21 protein-coding genes are annotated in these 18982 nt (G+C 70.9%); 19 read left to right on the plus strand and 2 right to left on the minus strand.

The features are described from left to right. Window position 1 precedes the first annotated feature (1 nt). The 10 genes from hemC to ACQPXB_RS03165 all read left to right on the plus strand — a co-directional run bounded on the left by hemC (window position 2) and on the right by ACQPXB_RS03165 (window position 9498). Entirely contained in the window at window positions 2–952 is a 951-nt protein-coding gene (gene hemC, locus ACQPXB_RS03120; RefSeq protein ID WP_285970798.1) for a hydroxymethylbilane synthase, read from the plus strand. Between the two features lie 101 nt (window positions 953–1053). After that, complete coding sequence (locus ACQPXB_RS03125; RefSeq protein WP_386946221.1) at window positions 1054–2586, plus strand: uroporphyrinogen-III synthase; 1533 nt, start codon at window positions 1054–1056, stop codon at window positions 2584–2586. A 455-nt stretch (window positions 2587–3041) separates the two neighbouring features. Then, window positions 3042–4013 (plus strand): porphobilinogen synthase, encoded by a 972-nt coding sequence (gene hemB / locus ACQPXB_RS03130; RefSeq protein WP_366577835.1) that lies wholly within the window; start codon window positions 3042–3044, stop codon window positions 4011–4013. A 25-nt stretch (window positions 4014–4038) separates the two neighbouring features. Continuing rightward, window positions 4039–4719, plus strand: a complete 681-nt coding sequence (locus tag ACQPXB_RS03135) for a hypothetical protein (RefSeq protein ID WP_432849355.1) — start codon at window positions 4039–4041, stop codon at window positions 4717–4719. Further along, entirely contained in the window at window positions 4719–5162 is a 444-nt protein-coding gene (locus ACQPXB_RS03140) for a hypothetical protein (protein ID WP_432849356.1), read from the plus strand. Before ACQPXB_RS03135 ends, ACQPXB_RS03140 begins: the two co-directional genes overlap by 1 nt. Window positions 5163–5194: 32 nt before the next feature. After that, on the plus strand, window positions 5195–5530 hold the full coding sequence (locus ACQPXB_RS03145) for a hypothetical protein (protein WP_366577841.1): 336 nt from the start codon (window positions 5195–5197) through the stop codon (window positions 5528–5530). 85 nt (window positions 5531–5615) lie between these two features. Continuing rightward, window positions 5616–6908 (plus strand): efflux RND transporter periplasmic adaptor subunit, encoded by a 1293-nt coding sequence (locus ACQPXB_RS03150; protein WP_432849357.1) that lies wholly within the window; start codon window positions 5616–5618, stop codon window positions 6906–6908. After that, window positions 6905–7609, plus strand: a complete 705-nt coding sequence (locus ACQPXB_RS03155; RefSeq protein ID WP_386946228.1) for an ABC transporter ATP-binding protein — start codon at window positions 6905–6907, stop codon at window positions 7607–7609. The genes ACQPXB_RS03150 and ACQPXB_RS03155 overlap by 4 nt, the downstream gene beginning before the upstream one ends. Beyond that, window positions 7606–8808, plus strand: coding sequence for an ABC transporter permease (locus ACQPXB_RS03160; protein ID WP_432849358.1), 1203 nt, complete (start codon window positions 7606–7608; stop codon window positions 8806–8808). The genes ACQPXB_RS03155 and ACQPXB_RS03160 overlap by 4 nt, the downstream gene beginning before the upstream one ends. Window positions 8809–8820: 12 nt before the next feature. Beyond that, a complete protein-coding gene (locus tag ACQPXB_RS03165) occupies window positions 8821–9498 on the plus strand; it encodes a DUF5666 domain-containing protein (protein WP_366577848.1) in 678 nt (225 codons plus the stop codon). Here ACQPXB_RS03165 and ACQPXB_RS03170 read toward each other — a convergent pair. Further along, window positions 9495–10085, minus strand: a complete 591-nt coding sequence (locus tag ACQPXB_RS03170; RefSeq protein WP_432849359.1) for a TetR/AcrR family transcriptional regulator — start codon at window positions 10083–10085, stop codon at window positions 9495–9497. The two genes, ACQPXB_RS03165 and ACQPXB_RS03170, sit on opposite strands and share 4 nt — an antisense overlap. A gap of 74 nt (window positions 10086–10159) precedes the next feature. Between ACQPXB_RS03170 and ACQPXB_RS03175 the strand changes: the two genes are divergently transcribed. The 9 genes from ACQPXB_RS03175 (at window position 10160) to ACQPXB_RS03215 (ending at window position 18131) form a co-directional block, all read left to right on the plus strand. After that, window positions 10160–11188, plus strand: a complete 1029-nt coding sequence (locus ACQPXB_RS03175; protein WP_432849360.1) for a hypothetical protein — start codon at window positions 10160–10162, stop codon at window positions 11186–11188. Between the two features lie 163 nt (window positions 11189–11351). Further along, window positions 11352–12080, plus strand: a complete 729-nt coding sequence (locus ACQPXB_RS03180; RefSeq protein ID WP_432849361.1) for an FkbM family methyltransferase — start codon at window positions 11352–11354, stop codon at window positions 12078–12080. Then, entirely contained in the window at window positions 12077–12889 is an 813-nt protein-coding gene (locus ACQPXB_RS03185) for a hypothetical protein (protein ID WP_366577855.1), read from the plus strand. The genes ACQPXB_RS03180 and ACQPXB_RS03185 overlap by 4 nt, the downstream gene beginning before the upstream one ends. Next, a complete protein-coding gene (locus ACQPXB_RS03190; RefSeq protein ID WP_386946239.1) occupies window positions 12886–14142 on the plus strand; it encodes a glycosyltransferase family 2 protein in 1257 nt (418 codons plus the stop codon). The genes ACQPXB_RS03185 and ACQPXB_RS03190 overlap by 4 nt, the downstream gene beginning before the upstream one ends. Beyond that, window positions 14132–14989: a polysaccharide deacetylase family protein gene (locus tag ACQPXB_RS03195; RefSeq protein WP_432849364.1), complete on the plus strand. Its 858-nt coding sequence runs from the start codon at window positions 14132–14134 to the stop codon at window positions 14987–14989. The genes ACQPXB_RS03190 and ACQPXB_RS03195 overlap by 11 nt, the downstream gene beginning before the upstream one ends. A gap of 16 nt (window positions 14990–15005) precedes the next feature. Further along, window positions 15006–15623, plus strand: a complete 618-nt coding sequence (locus ACQPXB_RS03200) for a DUF1796 family putative cysteine peptidase (RefSeq protein WP_366577859.1) — start codon at window positions 15006–15008, stop codon at window positions 15621–15623. Further along, complete coding sequence (locus ACQPXB_RS03205) at window positions 15620–16597, plus strand: ABC transporter ATP-binding protein (protein WP_432849366.1); 978 nt, start codon at window positions 15620–15622, stop codon at window positions 16595–16597. The genes ACQPXB_RS03200 and ACQPXB_RS03205 overlap by 4 nt, the downstream gene beginning before the upstream one ends. Next, a complete protein-coding gene (locus ACQPXB_RS03210; RefSeq protein WP_386946246.1) occupies window positions 16594–17349 on the plus strand; it encodes an ABC-2 family transporter protein in 756 nt (251 codons plus the stop codon). The genes ACQPXB_RS03205 and ACQPXB_RS03210 overlap by 4 nt, the downstream gene beginning before the upstream one ends. Beyond that, window positions 17346–18131 (plus strand): ABC transporter permease, encoded by a 786-nt coding sequence (locus ACQPXB_RS03215; protein WP_432849369.1) that lies wholly within the window; start codon window positions 17346–17348, stop codon window positions 18129–18131. The genes ACQPXB_RS03210 and ACQPXB_RS03215 overlap by 4 nt, the downstream gene beginning before the upstream one ends. Before the next feature lie 512 nt (window positions 18132–18643). On the opposite strand, the gene ACQPXB_RS03220 is transcribed toward ACQPXB_RS03215, so the two are convergent. After that, window positions 18644–18946 (minus strand): antibiotic biosynthesis monooxygenase family protein, encoded by a 303-nt coding sequence (locus ACQPXB_RS03220; RefSeq protein WP_432849371.1) that lies wholly within the window; start codon window positions 18944–18946, stop codon window positions 18644–18646. Window positions 18947–18982: the final 36 nt, after the last annotated feature.

Genomic DNA, 18982 nt, shown 5'->3' on the forward strand with positions numbered 1-18982 from the left:
AGTGGACAGAGTGATTCGCATCGGGACGCGCGGCAGCAAGCTCGCCGTCGCGCAGACCGAGACCGTGGCCGACAAGATCCGCGCCACCGGCGCCGAGGTCGAGATCGTCACCGTCACCACCCCCGGCGACGTCTCCAGCAAGCCGATCCCGCAGATCGGCGTCGGCGTCTTCACCTCAGCGCTGCGGGAAGCCTTGCTGCGCAAGGAAATCGACGTCATCGTCCACTCGTACAAGGACCTGCCCACGGCGCCGGCGGCCGGGATCGTGCTCGCCGCCGTGCCGCCGCGCGAGGACCCGCGCGACGCGTTGATCGCCCGCGACGGCCTCACGCTGGGTGAGCTCCCGCCGGGTTCGAAGGTCGGCACGGGGGCGCCGCGGCGCACCTCGCAGCTGCTCGCGCTGGGTCTCGGTTTGGAAATCGTGCCGATTCGGGGCAATATCGATACCCGCATGCGCAAGGTCACTGACGGCGAGCTCGATGCCGTGGTGCTCGCGCGTGCCGGACTGGCCCGGATCGGTCTGGTGGGGGCGATCACCGAGACCCTCGACCCGATCCAGATGCTGCCCGCTCCCGCGCAGGGGGCGCTGGCGGTGGAGTGCCGGGCCGAAGACGTGGACGTGGAGCACCTGCTCGCGTCCAGTTTGGACGACGAGGGCACGCGGGCCGCGGTGACGGCCGAGCGTTCCCTGCTGGCCGCGCTCGAGGCGGGGTGCAGCGCACCCGTGGGTGCGCTCGCCGAGATCGTCGAGGACCTCGACTCCGAGGGCGCGGTCGTGGAACGGATCTCGCTGCGCGGCACCGCGGCCGTCGAGGGCGAGAACGGCGCGGTCGACATGCTGCGGGCTTCCGCACTCGCCGACTTCGCCGAGGCGGAGCAGCTCGGCCGGACGTTGGCGGCCGAGCTCCTCGACCTGGGTGCCGGCGCACTGCTGTCCGGCCCCGCCCAGTGACGCAACCCGCAGAGCACTCGAATGACCAGCACCCGAACGACCAGCACCACACACCTGCGGCCGATGACGTACCCGGCCGCCTGACAGGAGAAACGCCAGAGATGACCCCCGCTCGCAAGACCGCTGGGCGCGTCGCCTTCGTGGGCTCGGGCCCCGGTGACGCCGGGCTGCTCACAGTCCGCGCCCAGGAGCTGCTCGCCAAGGCCGAGGTCGTGGTGACCGATCCCGACGTGCCCGCCACCGTCCTCGCGCTCGCCGCCCCCGGCGCCGAGGTCCGGCCCGCCGTCGGTGAGCCCGCCGACGTGTCGAAGGACCTGACCACCGAGGCCAAGGCCGGGCGGCTCGTGCTGCGCCTGGTCGCCGGCGACCCGCTGACCACCCCCGCCGTGGTGAACGAGGTGCAGGCCGTGGCCCGCACGTCCGCCGTGTTCGAGGTGATCCCGGGCGTTTCCCCCGGCGCCGCGGTGCCGGCCTACGCCGGTGTCGCCCTCGGCGGCACCCACACCGAGGTCGACGTCCGCGGCGAGGTCGACTGGGCGGCGCTCGCCGCGCAGCCCGGCCCGCTCGTGCTGCACGCCACCTCGGCGCACCTGGCCGAGGCCGCCAGCCGGCTCACGGAGAAGGGCATGCCGCCGTCCACGCCCGTCGCCGTGACGGCCAACGGCACCATCAACACCCAGCGCACGCTCGACTCCACGCTCAGCACGCTGGGCAATGACGCCGGTGAGCTCGTCGGCCCGCTGATCGTGACCATCGGCCAGGCCGCCGGGCAGCGCTCGAAGCTGTCGTGGTGGGAGTCGCGCGCGCTGTACGGCTGGAAGGTCCTGGTGCCGCGCACCAAGGAGCAGGCCGGCGAGATGGCCGACCGCCTCCGCAGCCACGGCGCGACCTCGCACGAGGTGCCCACGATCTCCGTCGAGCCGCCCCGCAGCCCGGCGCAGATGGAGCGCTCGGTGAAGGGCCTCGTCGACGGCCGCTACCAGTGGATCGTCTTCACCTCCACCAACGCGGTGCGCGCGGTGTGGGAGAAGTTCGAGGAGTTCGGCCTCGACGCCCGCGCGTTCTCCGGCGTGAAGATCGCCTGCGTCGGCGCCTCGACGGCCGCCAAGGTCCGCTCGTTCGGCATCATCCCCGAGCTGATCCCGTCGGGCGAGCAGTCGTCCGAGGGTCTGCTCGCCGAGTTCCCGCCGTACGACGACGTGCTCGACCCCGTGGACCGCGTGCTGCTGCCGCGCGCCGACATCGCCACTGAGACGTTGTCCGCCGGCCTGCGCGACCGCGGTTGGGAAATCGACGACGTCACGGCCTACCGCACGGTCCGCGCCGCCCCGCCGCCCGCCGAGACCCGCGAGATGATCAAGACCGGCGGCTTCGACGCGGTCTGCTTCACCTCGTCCTCGACGGTGCGCAACCTGGTCGGCATCGCCGGCAAGCCGCACACGCGCACCCTGGTCGCGTGCATCGGCCCGAAGACCGCGGAAACCGCCGTGGAATTCGGCCTGCGCGTCGACGTCCAGCCGGAGAAGGCCGACGTGCCCCACCTGGTGGACGCCCTGGCCGAGCACGCCGCCCGGCTTCGCGCGGAGGGCGCCCTGCCGCCGCCCCGCAAGGCGAAGCGGGCGCGTCGCAGCTGACGGGTTTGGTTCGGGAAGGGCCCTTCTCCGGTTTCCGGGGAGGGGCCCTTTTCGTGTCGGGGGCAGGTCCTTGTGGGCATAGTTGTCCGGATGGCGCGGCTGAACGCGGATGTCCCCGGCGAACTGGCTGAACGGGTCGGCGCAGCTGGACCGAAAGCGAGCGTTCCGGTCCAGATGGGCCGCCACACATCGCATCGGCGGGCGATTGACAGCTGGCTCGACGCCCTGCCGTCTCCTTGCGGCGCCGTTTTACCCGCCGCAGTACTCAGCGTGGTCGACTCGGTCCGGGCCGAGGCGGGTGATGAGCGTTTGGCTGAGCCGCGAGGCGGAAATCGTCGAGGCTCGCGAAAGCCGTCCCTTTCCGCGCCCGACATTTTCCGGACACCTTGTCAGAACGTGGTTTTTCCCGAGGGCAGCCGAATTGCCCCCCGAGCAGCGGGAGTACCGTGGACGGCGTGTTCCCTGAGCATCGACCCCGCAGGCTCCGTACCACGCCGGCCATGCGCAGGCTGGTCGGTGAAACGACGCTTCGCCCGCGTCAGCTGATTCTGCCCATGTTCGTGGCCGAGGGGATTGACGCGCCGCGGCCGATTTCGAGCATGCCGGGGGTTGTGCAGCACACCCGGGACACGTTGCGGAAGGCCGCGGTCGACGCGGTGAACGCGGGTGTCGGTGGGCTGATGCTGTTCGGCGTGCCGGAGACGCGGGACGCCGAGGGATCGGGCGCCGTCGACGAGAACGGGATCCTCAACGTCGCGCTGCGGGACCTGCGTCAGGAGCTCGGGGACGCGACCGTGCTGATGGCCGACACGTGCCTCGACGAGTTCACCGACCACGGCCACTGCGGCGTGCTCGACGCGGACGGCGCGGTGGACAACGACGCGACCCTGCGCGTGTACGCGGAAATGGCCGTGGCGCAGGCGGAAGCGGGCGCGCATGTGCTCGGGCCGAGCGGCATGATGGACGGCCAGGTCGGCGTGATCCGCCGCGCGCTCGACGAGGTGGGCCACAGCGACAAGGCCATCCTCGCCTACTCGGCCAAGTACGCCAGCGCGTTCTACGGCCCGTTCCGCGAGGCCGTCGACTCGCAGCTCAAGGGCGACCGCAAGACCTACCAGCAGGACCTGGGCAACGCGCGCGAAGCGTTGCGCGAGATCGAGCTGGACCTCGGCGAGGGCGCCGACATGATCATGGTCAAGCCGGCACTGTCCTATTTGGACGTCATCAAGGCGGCGGCGGACATCTCGCCGGTTCCGGTGGCGGCGTACAACATCTCCGGCGAGTACGCGATGGTCGAGGCCGCCGCGGCCAACGGCTGGCTCGAGCGCGAGCGCACGATCCTGGAGGTGCTCACGTCGATCCGCCGCGCGGGCGCCGACCTGATCCTCACGTACTGGGCCACCGAAGCCGCCGCCTGGCTCGACTGAGCCCGCACTGGGCTAGAGTCCACGAGTGGCCGAGAAGGACGACAACACCGCCGAACCCGCGGGGCTGACCAGCGAGAACCTCGCGAAGCCGGAGCCCGCGCCGAACGAAGCCGAACAGGCCGAGCAGGCCAGGCCCGCCCCGCAGGTCGAGCAGCCCGAGCAGGTCAAGCACGTCGAGGAGCAGGCGAAAGAGCTCCCGACCGGCTTCCCCAAGGCGCCGCCCGTCGCGTCGTCCCCGGAGTACCTGCAGAACGACGCGGAGCCCTCGAAGGAGCAGGCCCCGGGCCCGGTCAAGGCCGCGTTCATCCTCACGATCGCCGCGTCCGTGGTGCTGCTGATCGGCCAGGTCGTCACGATCTTCTTCAAGCAGCAGCTCGTCGACCAGGCCGTGAAGGCGACGCCGGCCGGCCGCAAGCTCGACATGGCGCAGCTCGAGTCCAACGCCACCACGCTCGTGTGGGCGCTGTTCGTCGGCGCGCTCTGCTTCAGCATCATCATGGTGCTGTTCGCCTACAAGGCCCGCGAGGGCACGCGTTCGGCCCGGACCGTGGTCACGATGCTGGCGCTGCTGGGGCTGGTGTTCCAGCTCGGGCTCGTGCGCAGCGTGTTCTCGGTGGTGTCGTCGCTGCTGCTGGTGATCCTGGTGGTGCTGCTGTACCTGCCGAGCACCAGGGACTTCTTCCCCAAGGTCGGCAAGCAGCTGTAATGGACCGCACGCTCTACTCCGAACCCGGCGTCGGCTGGCGCTCGCTGGCCTGGGGGCCGCTGTTCGCGGTGCTCGGCGCGGTGGCGGAGCTGGCGACGGGCGGACCGGTGCACTGGATCCCGTGGCTGCTGATCGCGGTCGCGCTCTGCGGGCTCACGATCCCGTGGGTTTACGCGCGCAGGCGGTTCCTCTCGCTGGAGGTGACCACGCAGGAGCTGCGCCAGGGCCGCGAAAGCGTCGAGGCGAAGCGGATCGCGGACGTCACCGACGTCGGCACCCCCGTCGGCGCGCGCGTGCTCGGCGGAGGCTGGAGCGTGCCGAACAAGTACGACGAGCTGCCCGTGAAGCTCGACGACGGCACGGTCGTGCTCGCGTGGGCCCGGGACGTCGAGGCCCTCAAGGCGGCGCTCACCCGGCTGGTCGAGGCGAACGAGACGAAATGACGCAGGGCGAGAAACCTGAGAGGCTTGATCCCGTGATCGACCTTCCCCAGCCGACCGGCGCCGATCTGTGGCCCGGCGATTCGGCCAAGCCGGCGCGGCTCAACCAGCCGTGGCGCGCGTTCGTGGCGCTCGGCGAGCTCGTCGTGGCCGCGTTGGCGCTGTGGCTGGCGTTCGTGCTGTGGCACGCGGGTGTCGTCACGGTCGTCACCACCGCCGGCGACGGCGCCCAGCTGGCGTCGCAGCGGTACTTCGGCGGGCACATCGCGGGGGCGCTCGCGCTCGGCGCGCTGTGCGCTGTGCTCGTGGTGGACGCGGTTCGTCAGCTGCTGCTCGCGGTGAGTGCGCGGCACCGCCGGAAGAAGCGGTGACTCCGCAACTCGAGGCGCCACATCCACAGCTGGCCCACAGGGAACCAACAGCTGACTGCTAAGCAGCGCCACCAGTCTTGCGGCCATGACGCGGCTGCGTACCCGGACATGGGTCATCAACGGGGTGCTGGTCGTACTGCTCGGCGGTGCGGCTTTCGGGATCTACCAAGCATTCACGCCGGCGGGCAACACCGCCCAGGCACAGACCCGCACCACCCCGGTGCGCCGTGGCGACGTGACCGAAACGGTCTCCGCCGCGGGCACCCTCTCGAGCGGCTACACCGGCGCCGCCAACTTCACGACCTCCGGCAAGGTCACGAGCATCGACGTGAAGGTCGGCGACGTGGTGAGCGCGGGGCAGAAGCTCGCCACGATCGACTCGACGCAGGCCGAGAAACAGCTTCAGGTCGCCAAGGACAACCTCGCCGTGGCGGAGGACAACCTCGCCACCGGTGAGGACACTCCGACCACCACGTCGGGCTCCGGCGCCGGGCAGGGCCAAGGCCAGCAGCAGAGCCAGGAGTCCGTGACCTCGCTGCAGGCCAAAGTGGACCAGGCGCAGCTCGACGTCGACACGGCCCAGTCGGCCGTCGACGCCACCGTGCTCACCGCGCCCGGCGCCGGCACCGTGACGGCGATCAACGGCACCGTCGGGCAGCAGGCCGGCAGCGGCGGGTCGGGGAGCACGGCGAGCAGCGGCGGTTCCGGCGGCAACGGCGGGAACGGTGGCAACAGCCAAGGCTCGTCCGCGAGCTCGTCGAGCAGCTCGTCGTCCAGTGGGTTCGTCCAGATCACCGACATGACCAACCTGCTCGTGGACACCTCCGTCGCCGAGATCGACGTGAGCAAGGTGAAGGCGGGCCAGAAGGCCACCGTCACGCTCAACGCCTCGCCCGACCAGCCGATCCAGGCGTCCGTCTCGAAGGTCGACCTCACGCCCACGACCAGCGGCAACGTCGTCTCCTACGGTGCGCAGCTCACGCTCACCAACCCGCCGTCGGGGCTGCGGCCCGGGCAGTCGGCGAGCGTCGTGATCACCGTGGCCGAGGCCGACAACGTGCTGAGCGTGCCGGCGGCCGCCGTCACCACGGCGGGCACCACGAACGTCGTCACGATCCAGGAGAACGGCCGGAACGTGCCGCAGCAGGTGGAGATCGGCGTGCGCGGCGAGTCCACTGTGGAGATCAAGTCCGGCTTGACCGAGGGCGAGAACGTGGTGCTCACGGCCGCGTCGCCGACCACGGCCACGGGCGGCGCGGGCCAGCGCGGCGCCGGCGCCGGTGGGTTCGGCGGCTTCGGCGGCACGGGCGGTACCGGTGGCGCCGGCGGCGGCTTCCGCGGTGGCCAGGGTGGCTTCGGTGGCGGGGGACGCGGATGAAACCCGTGATCGCGGTCTCCGGACTGCGCAAGACCTACGGCGCCGGCGAGACGGCCGTCCACGCGCTGCGCGGGGTCGACCTCGTCGTGCGGCCGGGGGAGTACGTGGCCATCATGGGCGCGTCCGGCTCCGGCAAGTCGACGCTGCTGAACATGCTGGGCTGCCTCGACGTGCCGACTTCGGGCAAATACCTGCTCGACGGGTTCAGCGTCGCGGACCTCAACGAACGCCAGCTCGCCTTGCTGCGCAACCGGAAGATCGGGTTCATCTTCCAGTCGTTCAACCTCGTGCCGCGTACGAGTGCGTTGTCCAATGTGGAACTTCCGCTCGTCTACAGTGGACTTCGCCGGGCCGCGCGGCGGGAACGGGCACTGGCGGCACTGGAAATGGTGGGGCTCACCGAGCGCGCCAAGCACCTGCCGAGTGAGCTGTCCGGCGGCCAGCAGCAGCGCGTCGCCGTCGCGAGGGCCCTGGTGACCGGACCGGCGTTGCTGCTCGCCGACGAGCCCACCGGCAACCTCGACCGCGCCAGCACCGAAGACGTGCTCGGTGTGTTCGACCGGCTCAACGCCTTGGGCCGCACGATCGTCGTGATCACGCACGAGGACGAGGTCGCCGAGCACGCGCACCGCGTCGTGCGCGTCAGCGACGGCCGGATCGTGAGCGACGAGCTCAACCGCAGCGTCGGAGTGGTCGCGTGAACGTGTTCGAGGTGCTGCGCTTCGCCGTGCGCGGCCTCACCGCCAACAAGCTGCGCTCGACGCTCACCACGCTCGGCATCACCATCGGTGTCGCGTCGGTGATCCTGCTGGTTGCAGTGGGCAACGGGGCTTCGGCCGCGATCGCCGCCAGCATCCAGGGCCTGGGTACGGACGTGGTCAACGTGTCGCCGTCGCGCGGCGGCGGGCAGGGCAGCGAGCCACGGCCGTTGACCGTCCAGGACGCTCACGCCCTCGTCGACCCGGTCGGCGCGCCCGACGTGAAGGCCGCGTCGCCGGTGGTGAACACCAGCGCGACGGCCACCTACGGGCAGACGTCGTACGACATCTCGACGGTCGCGGGCACCGAGCCGGCTTACTTCACCACGACCAACCGCCAGATCGCCGACGGCGCGCTGTTCACCACCGAGGACGTGACGCAGGCGCGCAAGGTCGTGGTCCTCGGCCCGACCACGGCCCAGGCGCTGTTCGGCACCGCGGAGCCGGTGGGCAAGAACGTGCTGCTCAACAGCATCCAATTCACCGTGGTGGGCGTGCTGCAGGCCAAGGGCAGCACGGGGCTGCAGAACGCGGACGACGTCGCCATCGCCCCGATCAGCGCGGTGCAGAACTCGCTCGCGGGTTACGGCAACCTGAGCCAGATCGCGGTGCAGGCCACCTCGGCCGACTCCGTCTCGCTCGCGCAGGCCGAGATCACGGCGATCCTCAACGCGCGCCACGGCATCCGCCTCGGCGGCACCCCCGACTACCAGATCCAGAACTCGGAGCAGCTGCTGGCGACGCGCACGTCGGCCACGCAGACGTTCACCGTGCTGCTGGGCGCCGTCGCCGCGATTTCCCTCCTGGTGGGCGGGATCGGCGTCACGAACATCATGCTCGTGACCGTGACCGAGCGGATCCGCGAGATCGGCATCCGCAAGGCGATCGGCGCACCGCGCTCGGCGATCCTCGGCCAGTTCCTCGCGGAGGCGACGATGCTGAGCCTGTTCGGCGGGTTCCTCGGCGTGGTGATCGGCGTGGTCGGCAGCCAGTTCAGCTTCGCGGGCATCACCCCGGTGGTGGTGCCGTCGTCGATCGTGCTGGCCTTCGCGGTGTCGGCGCTGATCGGTCTCTTCTTCGGCAGTTTCCCGGCGAACCGGGCCTCGCGCCTGCGCCCGATCGACGCCCTCCGGCACGAGTAGGAGCCTCCGCACATGTCTTCGTCCACCCAGTCGCCCGGGTTGGGAAACCCCGTCCCCGACGAGCCGACGACCGAGTTCCCACCGGTGACGGCGCCGTTGGCGGCTTCGCCTTCTCCTTCGCCGGAAGAGATCGTGGCTTCTCCGGCGGTCGACGGTGATCTGAACCAGGAGATGAAGCGGGTCGCCAAGCCGTTCGGCAAACCGACGTTCGTGCTGGCCGGCCTGCTGGTCATCGCCCTGTCCTTCGCCGGCGGCGCTTGGACGCACGCGGCTTTCGGCTCCGGTTCCGGCGGCGGCGGTGCCGCGGCTGCCCGCACCGGCGGCCAGCAGAGCGGCGCCCGCGGCGGCTTCGGCGGCCGCGGCACGGGCACCGGCACGGGTACGGGGACCGGGGCGGGCACCGGCGCCGCCCAGCAGGGCCAGGGCTCCGGCGGCTTCACCGGCGCCCGCGGCGGCGCGGGCCGCGGCACCGTCGGCACGGTCGAAAAGGTCGACGGCACCACCGTCACCCTGAAAACCCTGCAGGGCACCGACGTCACCGTGTCCACTTCGGACTCCACCACCGTCGGCCTCACCCAGCCCGGCAAGCTGTCGGACCTCAAACCCGGCGCCACCGTGACGGTCCAGGGCCGCCCCGGCTCCGACGGCACCGTCGCCGCGCAGGCGATCGTGCAGCAGCCCGCGCGTTAACGCTCGGCGGCGTCGAGGGCCGGCACCAACGGGGCCAGCGACGTCCGCAGCAAGTCCGGCAGGGAACCCGAAACCACGACAAAACCCGAGGTCACGGGCTGGGCCCACTGTTCGAGTGCGATCCGCACCGCGGCGGCGACCGCGGCGGCCAGCACGCGGGCGGTGGGCCCGTCCGGTAGCCGCTCGGCCAGCGCGGAAGTCAGCGGCGGTTCGAGCGCCGTCGCGGAGCGCGCGTACGCGGTGCGCAATGCGGGGCTTGTCGTGATGAGCAGCAGTGCTTCGCGGGCGTTCTCGTCGGGCTCGGTGTACTGCGAAACAACGGCCTCCACCACCGCGTCGGCCAAGCCAGCCGGAGAAGCGCGGACGGCGGCCGCGACCCGCGCTTCGCGGTCGCTGGTCACGGCGAAGACGATCGCGTCCTCGCGGCTCGCGAAGTAGTTGTTGTAGGTCCGCGGTGAGACCCCGGCGGCTTCCGCGATGTCGTCGACCCGCACGTTCTCCGCGCCGCGCTCGACTGCCAGCCGCAATGCGGCGGAGCTCAACGCCGTGCGGGTGGCTTGCTTCTTGCGTTCACGCAGACCGGTCACCGGTCCAGTAAAGCCGAAAACCTGCGAATCCGAAATCTTGCGCGCACGCAACATTGCGAGCTAGCCTCGCCGCCATGAGAGCCAACGGCATTGCCTACGACACCGGATTCCTCAGCAACGGAGCCACTTCCTGGGACGACTTCGACGCGGACGTCGTCCGGCGCGAGCTCGCGATCATCCGCGACGACCTGCACTGCACCGCCGTCCAGCTCGTCGGCGGCGTTCCCGAGCGGCTGGAGATCGCCGGCCGGCTCGCGGCCGAGCTCGGGCTGGAGGTGTGGTTCTCGCCGTACCCGCTGGACCTGACCGTCGACGAGCTGCACGCGCTCTTCGCCGACTGCGCCGAACGCGCCGAGCGGATCCGCCGCACCGGGGCGGAGGTCGTGTTCGTCGCCGGAGCCGAGCTGTCCGTGATGGTCCAGGGCTTCGCCGACGGCGCCACGCTGGAGCAGCGCCTCGGCTGGCTGCTCGGCGACCCGGCCGACCGGCCCGCGCGCCTGGCGAAGGCGAGCGAACGCCTCGCCGACTTCTTCCGCGAAGCCGTGCCCGCGATCCGCAAGACCTTCGGCGGCAAGGTCACCTACGCGGCCATCCAGTTCGAGCGCGTCGACTGGGACCTGTTCGACTTCACAACGCTGGAGCTCATCCGCTCGGCCGCCGTCGCCGACGTGTTCCGCGAAGGCGTGCGGACGTTGACGCGCCAGGACAAACCCGTGGTCATCACGGGGTTCGGCACGGCCACCTGGCGTGGCGCCGGTGACGTCGCGCCGCGCAGCATGGAGATCGTCGAGAACGACGAGCACGGCCGGCCGATCCGGCTGAACGACGTCTACGAACGCGACGAACCCGGCCAGGCCCAGTACTTGACCGAACTGCTGGAGATCTTCGAGGAAGAAGGCGTGGACAGCGCGTTCGTCTACCTCTTCGCCCTGCGCACGCACCCGCACCGCCCCGACGGCGACCCGCGCGACGACCTCGACCTCGCGGGCGGCGGCATCGTCAAGGTGTTCGAGGACCGCACCGGCACGACGTACCCCGGCCTGCCGTGGGAGCCCAAGGCGGCTTTCCACGCTGTCGCCGAGCGTTACCGCATCCAGGACTAGGTACCCGGCCGGGTGCCGCCCTAACCGGTGGTACCCGGTTCCGTGTCCGATCGTGCACCCATCGGACCCCTGACGGTGGTAATTCCCTTAGTCTTCCTTGCTCACGGCGCGTCCCGCGTGGATCACTGGAGAGAGGCCGGTGTCGCACGACGGGAGCGTTCCAGTGAATTTCCGGGTCCAGGAAAGGAAAATTCGGACAACCAGCACGGTCGCGGAACTCGACGCGCTGTTCCTCGACCTGATTTCCCTGCTGCGGCCCAGAATTTTCGTCGAAGCCGGCGCGTTCGAGGCCGAGACTTCGCTGAGGGTCGCCGAAGCGGTGCCGGAGTGCACGGTGGTGGCGTTCGAGGCGAATCCCTACGTGCACCGGAAGTTCACTGCTGCCACGGACTTCGCGGCGCGTGGTGTGGACTACCGCCACCAGGCGCTGGCGAGCGAACCCGGCGAGGTCACCTTCCTGGTGATCACCGACAGCGCCAGCCTGGCCGACGACCGCGTCGAGGGCTACAACTCCCTCCTGCGCCGCAGAGGCGACGACTGGCTCGGCGACGTCGAGTATGAAGAGGTCACCGTCGCGGCGACGACGCTCGACCGCGAATTCGCCGCCGCACCAGGGCCGTTCGCGTTGTGGATGGACGTCGAAGGCGCCACGGAACAGGTCCTCAGCGGCGCGGGAACCTTCCTCGACCGGTGCGACCTGCTCAAGATCGAGGTCGAGGAAACCCCGTTCTGGCAGGACCAATGGCTGGCCGCCGACGTCGTGGAGAAGCTCCGCCAGCACGGCCTCGAACCGTTCGCCCGAGACACGCAGACCGAAGACCAGTACAACGTCCTCTTCACCAGGAAGCGCTTTCTGCCTGCAGACCTCGAACCGGTGAAGGGACTCGCATGACGTTCGCCCGTCGCCTTCTCGACCTCGAATCCCGCCTCGACTCGCGAAACCTCGACTGGTACGTCGACAACCTCGACAACCCCGTCATGGACTACTGGCAGGTCGAGCGCCCTGGCCGGCTCATGCGCGACGCCGAGACCGGCGCCCCCGTGACCGACCGCATCACCATCGCCGAGTTCCTCCGCCGCACCGGCACGGCCGAGCTGTTCGAGCGCTCCGCCGGCATCACCGCCGTGCAGGCCGCCGTGATCAACCCGTGGGGGTTCGTCGGGTTCCAGTTCGGCGAAGGCCTGCTCATCGACCTGCAGTACTACCGCCCGGTGCGCGAAGCCGTGGTCCTCGACGGCGAGGAGGTCAAACTCCCGTCGTACTACGCGCCCGCCCTGGCGGAACGCACCTGGCGCGGCGGCACCACCAGCCACGTCCACCTCGACGAGGGCACCGGGCACTGGCGCATCGGCACCGACGTCAACGAGTGGCGCGGCACGTTCACCGGCCGCGACGGCATCCACTCGCTCGCCGACCTGCGCGACCACGACCGTCAGCTCGCGGTGTTGCGCCGGGCGCTGCGGCACAACGCGAGCATCCTCGACCGCCACTTCGCCAAATCCGGCGGTGACCTGTGGTCGTCGAGCGACCCGTCGCCGGCGTCGCTGCTCGGCGCCGCACACCTCTGCGGTCCGTACGGCGTGCTCGCCTACCTCGAGAGCGGGCAGAGCCGCAGCGACGAGGCCGGCACCTCCATCACCGCCTACCTGGACGCGTTCGCCGACGTCGAGCTCACGCCGGACGATCTCGGCCCGTCATGACGGTCGTGTTCTGGGTGCTGACCCTGTTGTCCGTCTGGTCGTCCGGGCAAGGTTTCGTGCTGCTCGCGCTCGCACGCAAACCCGTGCCACCACCGCCGAGCGGGCCGCGCCGGCGGGTGTCCGTGCTCGTGCCGTGCTTCAACGAGGCCAAGGTGCTGCGCAAGACGATCGACGCCATCCTCGCCTCGCGCGGCGTCGAGCTGGACCGCGTGATCTGCGTCGACGACGGCTCCACCGACGCCACCCGCGCGGTGATGCGGGAAGCAGTGGCGCACTACGGCGACGTGATCCTCGTGCTCGGCCAGCGCAACCTCGGCAAAGCGGCCGCGCTGAACCGCGGCCTGACCGCCGTGACCACGGAGTTCTTCGTCTCCGTCGACGCCGACACGCAGGTGCTGCCCGACACCCTCGCCCGCCTGCTCGGCCACTTCGCCGACCCGCGCGTGGCCGCCGTGTCCGGGCAGATGATCGTCGGCAACCGCCGGCCGGCGCAGGATTTCGTGTACGCCGCGCAGGTGCACGAGTACGAGACCGCGAACAACATCGAGCGCCGCGCCTTCTCGCGGATGCGGCGGATCACCGTGATCCCCGGCGCGATCGGCGCGTTCCGGCGGCGGGCCGTCGCCGCGGTCGGTGGGTACCCCGAGGGCACGCTGGCCGAAGACGCGCACCTCACGCTCGCGTTGCTGCTCGCCGGCCACCGCACGGTGCACGAGGCTTCCGCGGCCGTGCTCACGGAGGCGCCGGACACGATGGCGAGCCTGCGCCGCCAGCGCGTGCGCTGGGCCACCGGGAAAACGCAGGTGCTGCTGAGGATCGCGTGGCCGGCGCTGCGGCGCGGCGGCATCGCGGCGATGCTGTGGTTGTACCTGCTGTGGAACAACTCCGTCCTGCCGCTGGTGTCCGTGCCGAGCGCGGTGCTGCTGCCGCTGTCGGCCGTGGTGCTGCTCCTGCGGGGCGACGACCTGCCCGAGGTGGTGGCGGTGGCCGTCCTCACGATCGTGGTCAACTACGGCTACTTCGTCGTGTCGAGGAGGTTCGCGCGGTCCCTCGACGCGGCGGGCCGAGCGGCGGCGGGGCTGGTGGCCGCGCGCACCAGCTTTCGGTCCACTGTGGTCATTCCGGTCGTGGGTTCATGGGCGACGTGGATCGCCTGGGCCCGGATCGTGACCGGCCGGCGCGGCGCGTGGGACAAGCTCGACCGCAGCGGTGACGTGCAGGTGCAGCCGGTGGGGGTGCTCGATGCCGACTAAACGCGTGGCCTTCACCTTCGACGACACCCCGCACGACCCGGGCGTCTTCTTCACCCCCGACGAACGCACGGCCGCCCTCGTCGAGCAGCTTCCCGAACAGGCCGGGTTCTTCGTCGTGGTCGGCGATTTCCAGCAGCCGCGCGGCGTCGGCGGCGAGGCCCGGATCAAGGCCTACACCGCGGGCGGCCACGTGCTCGGCAGTCACAGCTACAGCCACCCACGGCTGGCGGACACGTCGGTCGCCGATTACCTCGCCGACCTCGACCGCGCCGCCGAGTGGTTCGAAGGCCGCGAAGGCGCCCGGCCGTGGTTCCGCTTCCCGTTCCTGGACGAGGGCGACGACGACCCGGCCAAGCGCGCCGCCGTCCGGAAAGCGTTGGCGCGACGGGGATTGCGCAACGCCTACGTCACCGTGCTCACCCTCGACTGGTACCTCGACGCCCTCGTCGCCGAGACCGTCCGCGCGGGCCGCGCGTACGACCGCGAAGCCCTGCGGGACCTCTACGTCGAGTCCCTCCTGGCGCCGGCGGAGTTCTACGACCAGCTCGCCGTCGCCGCCACCGGCCGCTCACCCGCCCACGTGGTGCTGCTGCACGAAAACGACCTCAACACCCTCTTCATCGCCGACGCCGCCCGCGCCTTCCGGGAGGCCGGCTGGGAGATCGTGCCGATCGACGAGGCCTACCGCGACCCCATCGCCGAGCTCGACCCCGAAGGCTGGTGCGGCTCCGGCCGCGTGAGCGCGTTGGCCTTGGACAGCAAGAAGATCCGCCCCGGCGGTCTCGACTTCGAAGCGCTCGAACCGCCCGTGCTGCAGCGGGAGTTCGCCCGCCGCGTGGCCCGGTAGTTCAGGAAGGAGAACCGTGTTCGACCTGTGTGTGGGGCTCGGCCAGCACTGCGAGTCCACCTACCAGATCCGCCGCATCACCGGCCAGGAGTCCGCGCACTTCTTCGACTGGCTCGAAATCGACCTGGTTTTCGTGCAGCAAGCCCTCGACACCGACTTCCGGGGCCTGCTCAAACCCGGCCGCATGGCGCTGACCACCGACGGCGAAGGCGCCATCGACCTCGACGCCGGCATCGAGTTCTACCACGAGTTCCACGCGAAGCCGGACGCGAAGCTCACGCTCGAAGACGTCGAAGAACAGCTTCCCGCCGTCCGCGAGAAGCTGGCGTTCCTCGCCCGGCGCTGGCGCGAGCTCGTCGCCTCACCGCAGCGCGTGCTGTACGTCCGCCAGGACGCCAACGGTGTCGAGACCGCCGCCGACCTCGAACGGCTCCAGACCACCCTGCGCGAGCGCTACCCCGGCCACGACTTCGCCCTCCTCTGGCTGCGCCGCACCACTCCCGAGGACCTCGACAAGCTTCCGCCCGGCATCGCGTACCGCGAGATCCCGCTGCTCGAAGGCCGTTGGCAGGGCGACGACGCCGCGTGGGACGAGCTGTTCGCGACGCTGCCGTACGACGAACTGTGGCCGTGAGCGCCGTCGTCGTCGACGGCCTGTCGATGACCTACCGCGTCCCGGTGCGGGAGGCGGGGCTGAAGGCCGCGTTCCGCTCGCTGGTGCACCGGCGCTACCGGGAGGTCGAGGCCGTGCGCGACCTGTCGTTCGAGGTCCCGGCCGGTGAAGTCGTCGGCCTGCTCGGGCCCAACGGCGCCGGCAAGACCACCGCGATGAAGCTCATGTCCGGCCTGCTGCACCCCACGGCCGGGTCCGTCGAGGTGCTCGGCTTCACGCCGTGGCAGCGCCGCACGCCGTTCCTCAAGCAGATCGCGCTCGTGCGCGGCAGCCAGCCCACGGGTGGCGCGCAGGAGCTGACTGTGCTGGATTCCCTGCAGTACCAACGCGTTCTCTACGACATCCCGGAAGCCGGCTACCACGCCGGGCTCGACGAGCTGGCCGAGCTGCTGGAGCTCGGCCCGCTGCTGCACCGGCAGCTGCGCGCGCTCAGCCTCGGCGAGAAGATGCGCGCGGGCCTGGCGCTTTCCCTGCTGTACCGGCCGAAAGTGCTCTTCCTCGACGAGCCGACGCTCGGCCTCGACGTGTCCGCCGCCGCGGCCATCCGCCGGTTCCTCGCCGCCTACACCACGCAGAACGGCGCCACGATCGTGCTCACCAGCCACTACATGGCCGACGTGGAGTCGTTGTGCCGTAGGCTGATCCTCGTCGACCACGGCCGCGTGCAGTACGACGGTCCGCGCGAAGAGCTGGCCGCGCGGCTCTCGCCGTACAAGCTGCTGCGCATCAGCGCGCCCGCGGCGGTGAAGGAGGACTTCGACGGGGTCGCCGAGGTCGTGGCCACCAGCGGGGTGTCGTGGGACCTGCGCGTGCCGCGGGATGACGTCGCCCGTGTGACGTCGCAGCTGCTGACCTCGCTCGACGTCGTGGACCTGGCGGTGGAGGAGCCGTCGCTCGAGATGGTGCTGGACCGCGCGTACCGGGAGGGCGTGTGAGGACGGCCCGGCTGCTCGCGCTGGCGGTGCGCCACCAGTTCCTGGAGTGGGCGGGCACGTGGTGGTTCACCGCGTCGCTGGTCGTGAACTACGCGATCGGGCCGCTGATCGGGCTCGTCGTGTGGTCCGCCGTGCTCCCGGGCGACGCGCGGATCGTGCGGTACTTCGTCGCGTTGGTGGCCGTGCACCTGCTCACGGCTTCGTTCGAGGACTACACCTTCGCCGAGTCGGTGTACGACGGGAAGATCAGCGCCCGCCTGCTGGAACCCCAGCCCGTGGTGCTCGGACCGGCGGGGGAGAACCTCGCGATCCGGCTGTGGCTGGCGCTGTTCGGGCTGCCGTTGACGGTGGTGGTCGCCCTCGTCACCGGTGCGTCCTACCGCTGGCCGGACGTGCTGCTCGCGCTGCCGTCGCTCGTGCTGGCCGCGGTGCTGCGGTTCCTGTGGACCTGGCTGCTGGCGCTGGCGGCGTTCTGGACCGAACGGGTGCACGCGATCGTCGCGCTGGGCAACATCCTCGTGTTCCTGCTCGGTGGCATCGCCGCGCCGCTGGCCGATCTGCCCGCGTCCTGGCGGCCCGTGGCGTCGCTGCTGCCGTTCCACGCCATGCTCGGGCTGCCCGCCGACATCGCCTCCGGGACGCTGCCGGCGTCGGGCGTGGCGGTGCAGGCCGGCTGGTGCGTGGTCTTCGCGGTGGCCGCCGTGGTCGTCTGGCGCTCCGGCGTACGCCGCTACACGGCGGTGGGCGCGTGAAGCTGCTTCGGTTGTTCGCGACGAGTTTCTCGTTGTCCCTGCGCCAGGCGCTGGCGTTCCGGGCGAACCTCGTGTTCGACGCGGTGCTGTCGGTCGTCGCGCTGGCCTCGACGATCGCCACGGTGCTGGTCATCTTCTCCCGCACCACGACCCTCGCCGGCTGGACGCGACCCGAGGTGCTGGTGCTCATCGGCACGTTCGAGCTGCTCAGCGGCGTGAAGACGACGTTCGTCGACCCGAACCTCGCCGGCTTCCCGACGCGCGGCGTGCGCGAGGGCCGCCTCGACCACCACCTGCTGCAGCCGGCGCCCAGCATGTTCCTCGTCAGCTTCGCCACCGCCGCGCCGCTCGCCGGCGTGCAGATCCTGCTGGGCCTCGGCGTGGTCTTCGCCGGCGCGGCCGAGCTGCCCCGGTTCCCGGGTGCCGGCGCGTTCTCGGTGTGGGCTGTGCTCGTGGCCGCCGCGACCGTGACGACATGGGCGGTCGGGATGATCTTCGCCAGCCTCGCGTTCTGGGCGCCGAAACTCGACCTCCACAGCCTCTTCGGCAACGTCTGGCAGCTCGCCCGCTATCCCGCCGACATCTACGCCCGCCCCGTGCGGCGCGTGTTCACCTACGTCCTGCCGCTCGCGGTGGTCGCCTCCGCGCCGGCCCGCGTCCTCGCCCGCCCGGTCGACGCACTGCTCGTGCTCGGCGCGCTGGTCACCACCGCCGCCTCGGTCCTCGTCGCGATGTTCGTGTGGCGCACAGGCCTGCGCCGCTACACGGGCGCGAGCAGTTAGGCGGGTTCGCGGGGGCGTCCAGCGCCGCGAGCGCGGCCGAGTTGCGCCAGGAACGGGGGCTGGCCGACGACGAGCTGCGGGTCACGGTGATCAGCGCCGGCGACGACATGGTCATCCGGCCGCGGCTCCACGAAGCCGATCCGGACCGCATGCGGGTGCCGCTGGATCGGGTGCTCGGGCCGGTCGGCGTCCGCCGGGTTGCCGGCAGCCGCGTTTGCCGGGCGTCTCTTCGACATCGACACTCTGGCCGGCGCGGCCACGCTCGACGCTCATCTGCGTCGCCTTCCGGACCGCGCAACCGAGGCCGGTCGGTTCACCGCGGTGGTCGTCGGCGGCCGAAGTCCGCGGCCTCGTTGCGCATTCCGGCCGGGTGGGTACGTGGAGCGGCTGGGCCGGATAGAGGAAGCGATGACACTCACCAGCAATGCCGCTGAGTCCTCGGAACCGCGGGTCGGGGGTGTCGCGGAAGCTGTCGATCACGGCCGAAGTCGCCGTCTCCCAAGAGAAATCCATCAGGCCACGTCCCGGTCGGTGCTTTCGAAGTGGCGAACCTCGGCCTCGTCGGCGAAGAAACCCGCGACCTGTTCGGCGAACCGCTTGCCCCCATCGCTCGCGGGGAAGACCACCAGATGGTCTTCGAGCCGCTCCCAGCCGACGCGGAGCAGGTACGTCGAGCGGTGCTCCGCGTCGCGGAAGAGTTCCACGCTCGTGCAGCCCTGCGCTTGCGCGAGAAGGGGTTTGGCCGCGCGGAACGCCTCTTCGAAGTCGTTCTCGCGCCCGTCGGCGATCCGCAGGTAGGCCTGCTCCACCACCATCGTCACTCCATTCCGTCCGGCGGGCTCCGGGCACCC

This window comes from Amycolatopsis sp. CA-161197 (assembly GCF_050942255.1).
Taxonomy (GTDB): domain Bacteria; phylum Actinomycetota; class Actinomycetes; order Mycobacteriales; family Pseudonocardiaceae; genus Amycolatopsis.

Excerpts from the sequence above, each read along its gene's own strand:
- ACQPXB_RS03125 (WP_386946221.1), top strand. The coding sequence starts at position 1,054 with ATGACCCCCGCTCGCAAGACCGCTGGGCGCGTCGCCTTCGTGGGCTCG.
- ACQPXB_RS03140 (WP_432849356.1), top strand. The coding sequence starts at position 4,719 with ATGGACCGCACGCTCTACTCCGAACCCGGCGTCGGCTGGCGCTCGCTG.
- ACQPXB_RS03150 (WP_432849357.1), top strand. The coding sequence starts at position 5,616 with ATGACGCGGCTGCGTACCCGGACATGGGTCATCAACGGGGTGCTGGTC.
- ACQPXB_RS03155 (WP_386946228.1), top strand. The coding sequence starts at position 6,905 with ATGAAACCCGTGATCGCGGTCTCCGGACTGCGCAAGACCTACGGCGCC.
- ACQPXB_RS03165 (WP_366577848.1), top strand. The coding sequence starts at position 8,821 with ATGTCTTCGTCCACCCAGTCGCCCGGGTTGGGAAACCCCGTCCCCGAC.
- ACQPXB_RS03175 (WP_432849360.1), top strand. The coding sequence starts at position 10,160 with ATGAGAGCCAACGGCATTGCCTACGACACCGGATTCCTCAGCAACGGA.
- ACQPXB_RS03185 (WP_366577855.1), top strand. The coding sequence starts at position 12,077 with ATGACGTTCGCCCGTCGCCTTCTCGACCTCGAATCCCGCCTCGACTCG.
- ACQPXB_RS03190 (WP_386946239.1), top strand. The coding sequence starts at position 12,886 with ATGACGGTCGTGTTCTGGGTGCTGACCCTGTTGTCCGTCTGGTCGTCC.
- ACQPXB_RS03195 (WP_432849364.1), top strand. The coding sequence starts at position 14,132 with ATGCCGACTAAACGCGTGGCCTTCACCTTCGACGACACCCCGCACGAC.
- ACQPXB_RS03220 (WP_432849371.1), bottom strand. The coding sequence starts at position 18,946 with ATGGTGGTGGAGCAGGCCTACCTGCGGATCGCCGACGGGCGCGAGAAC.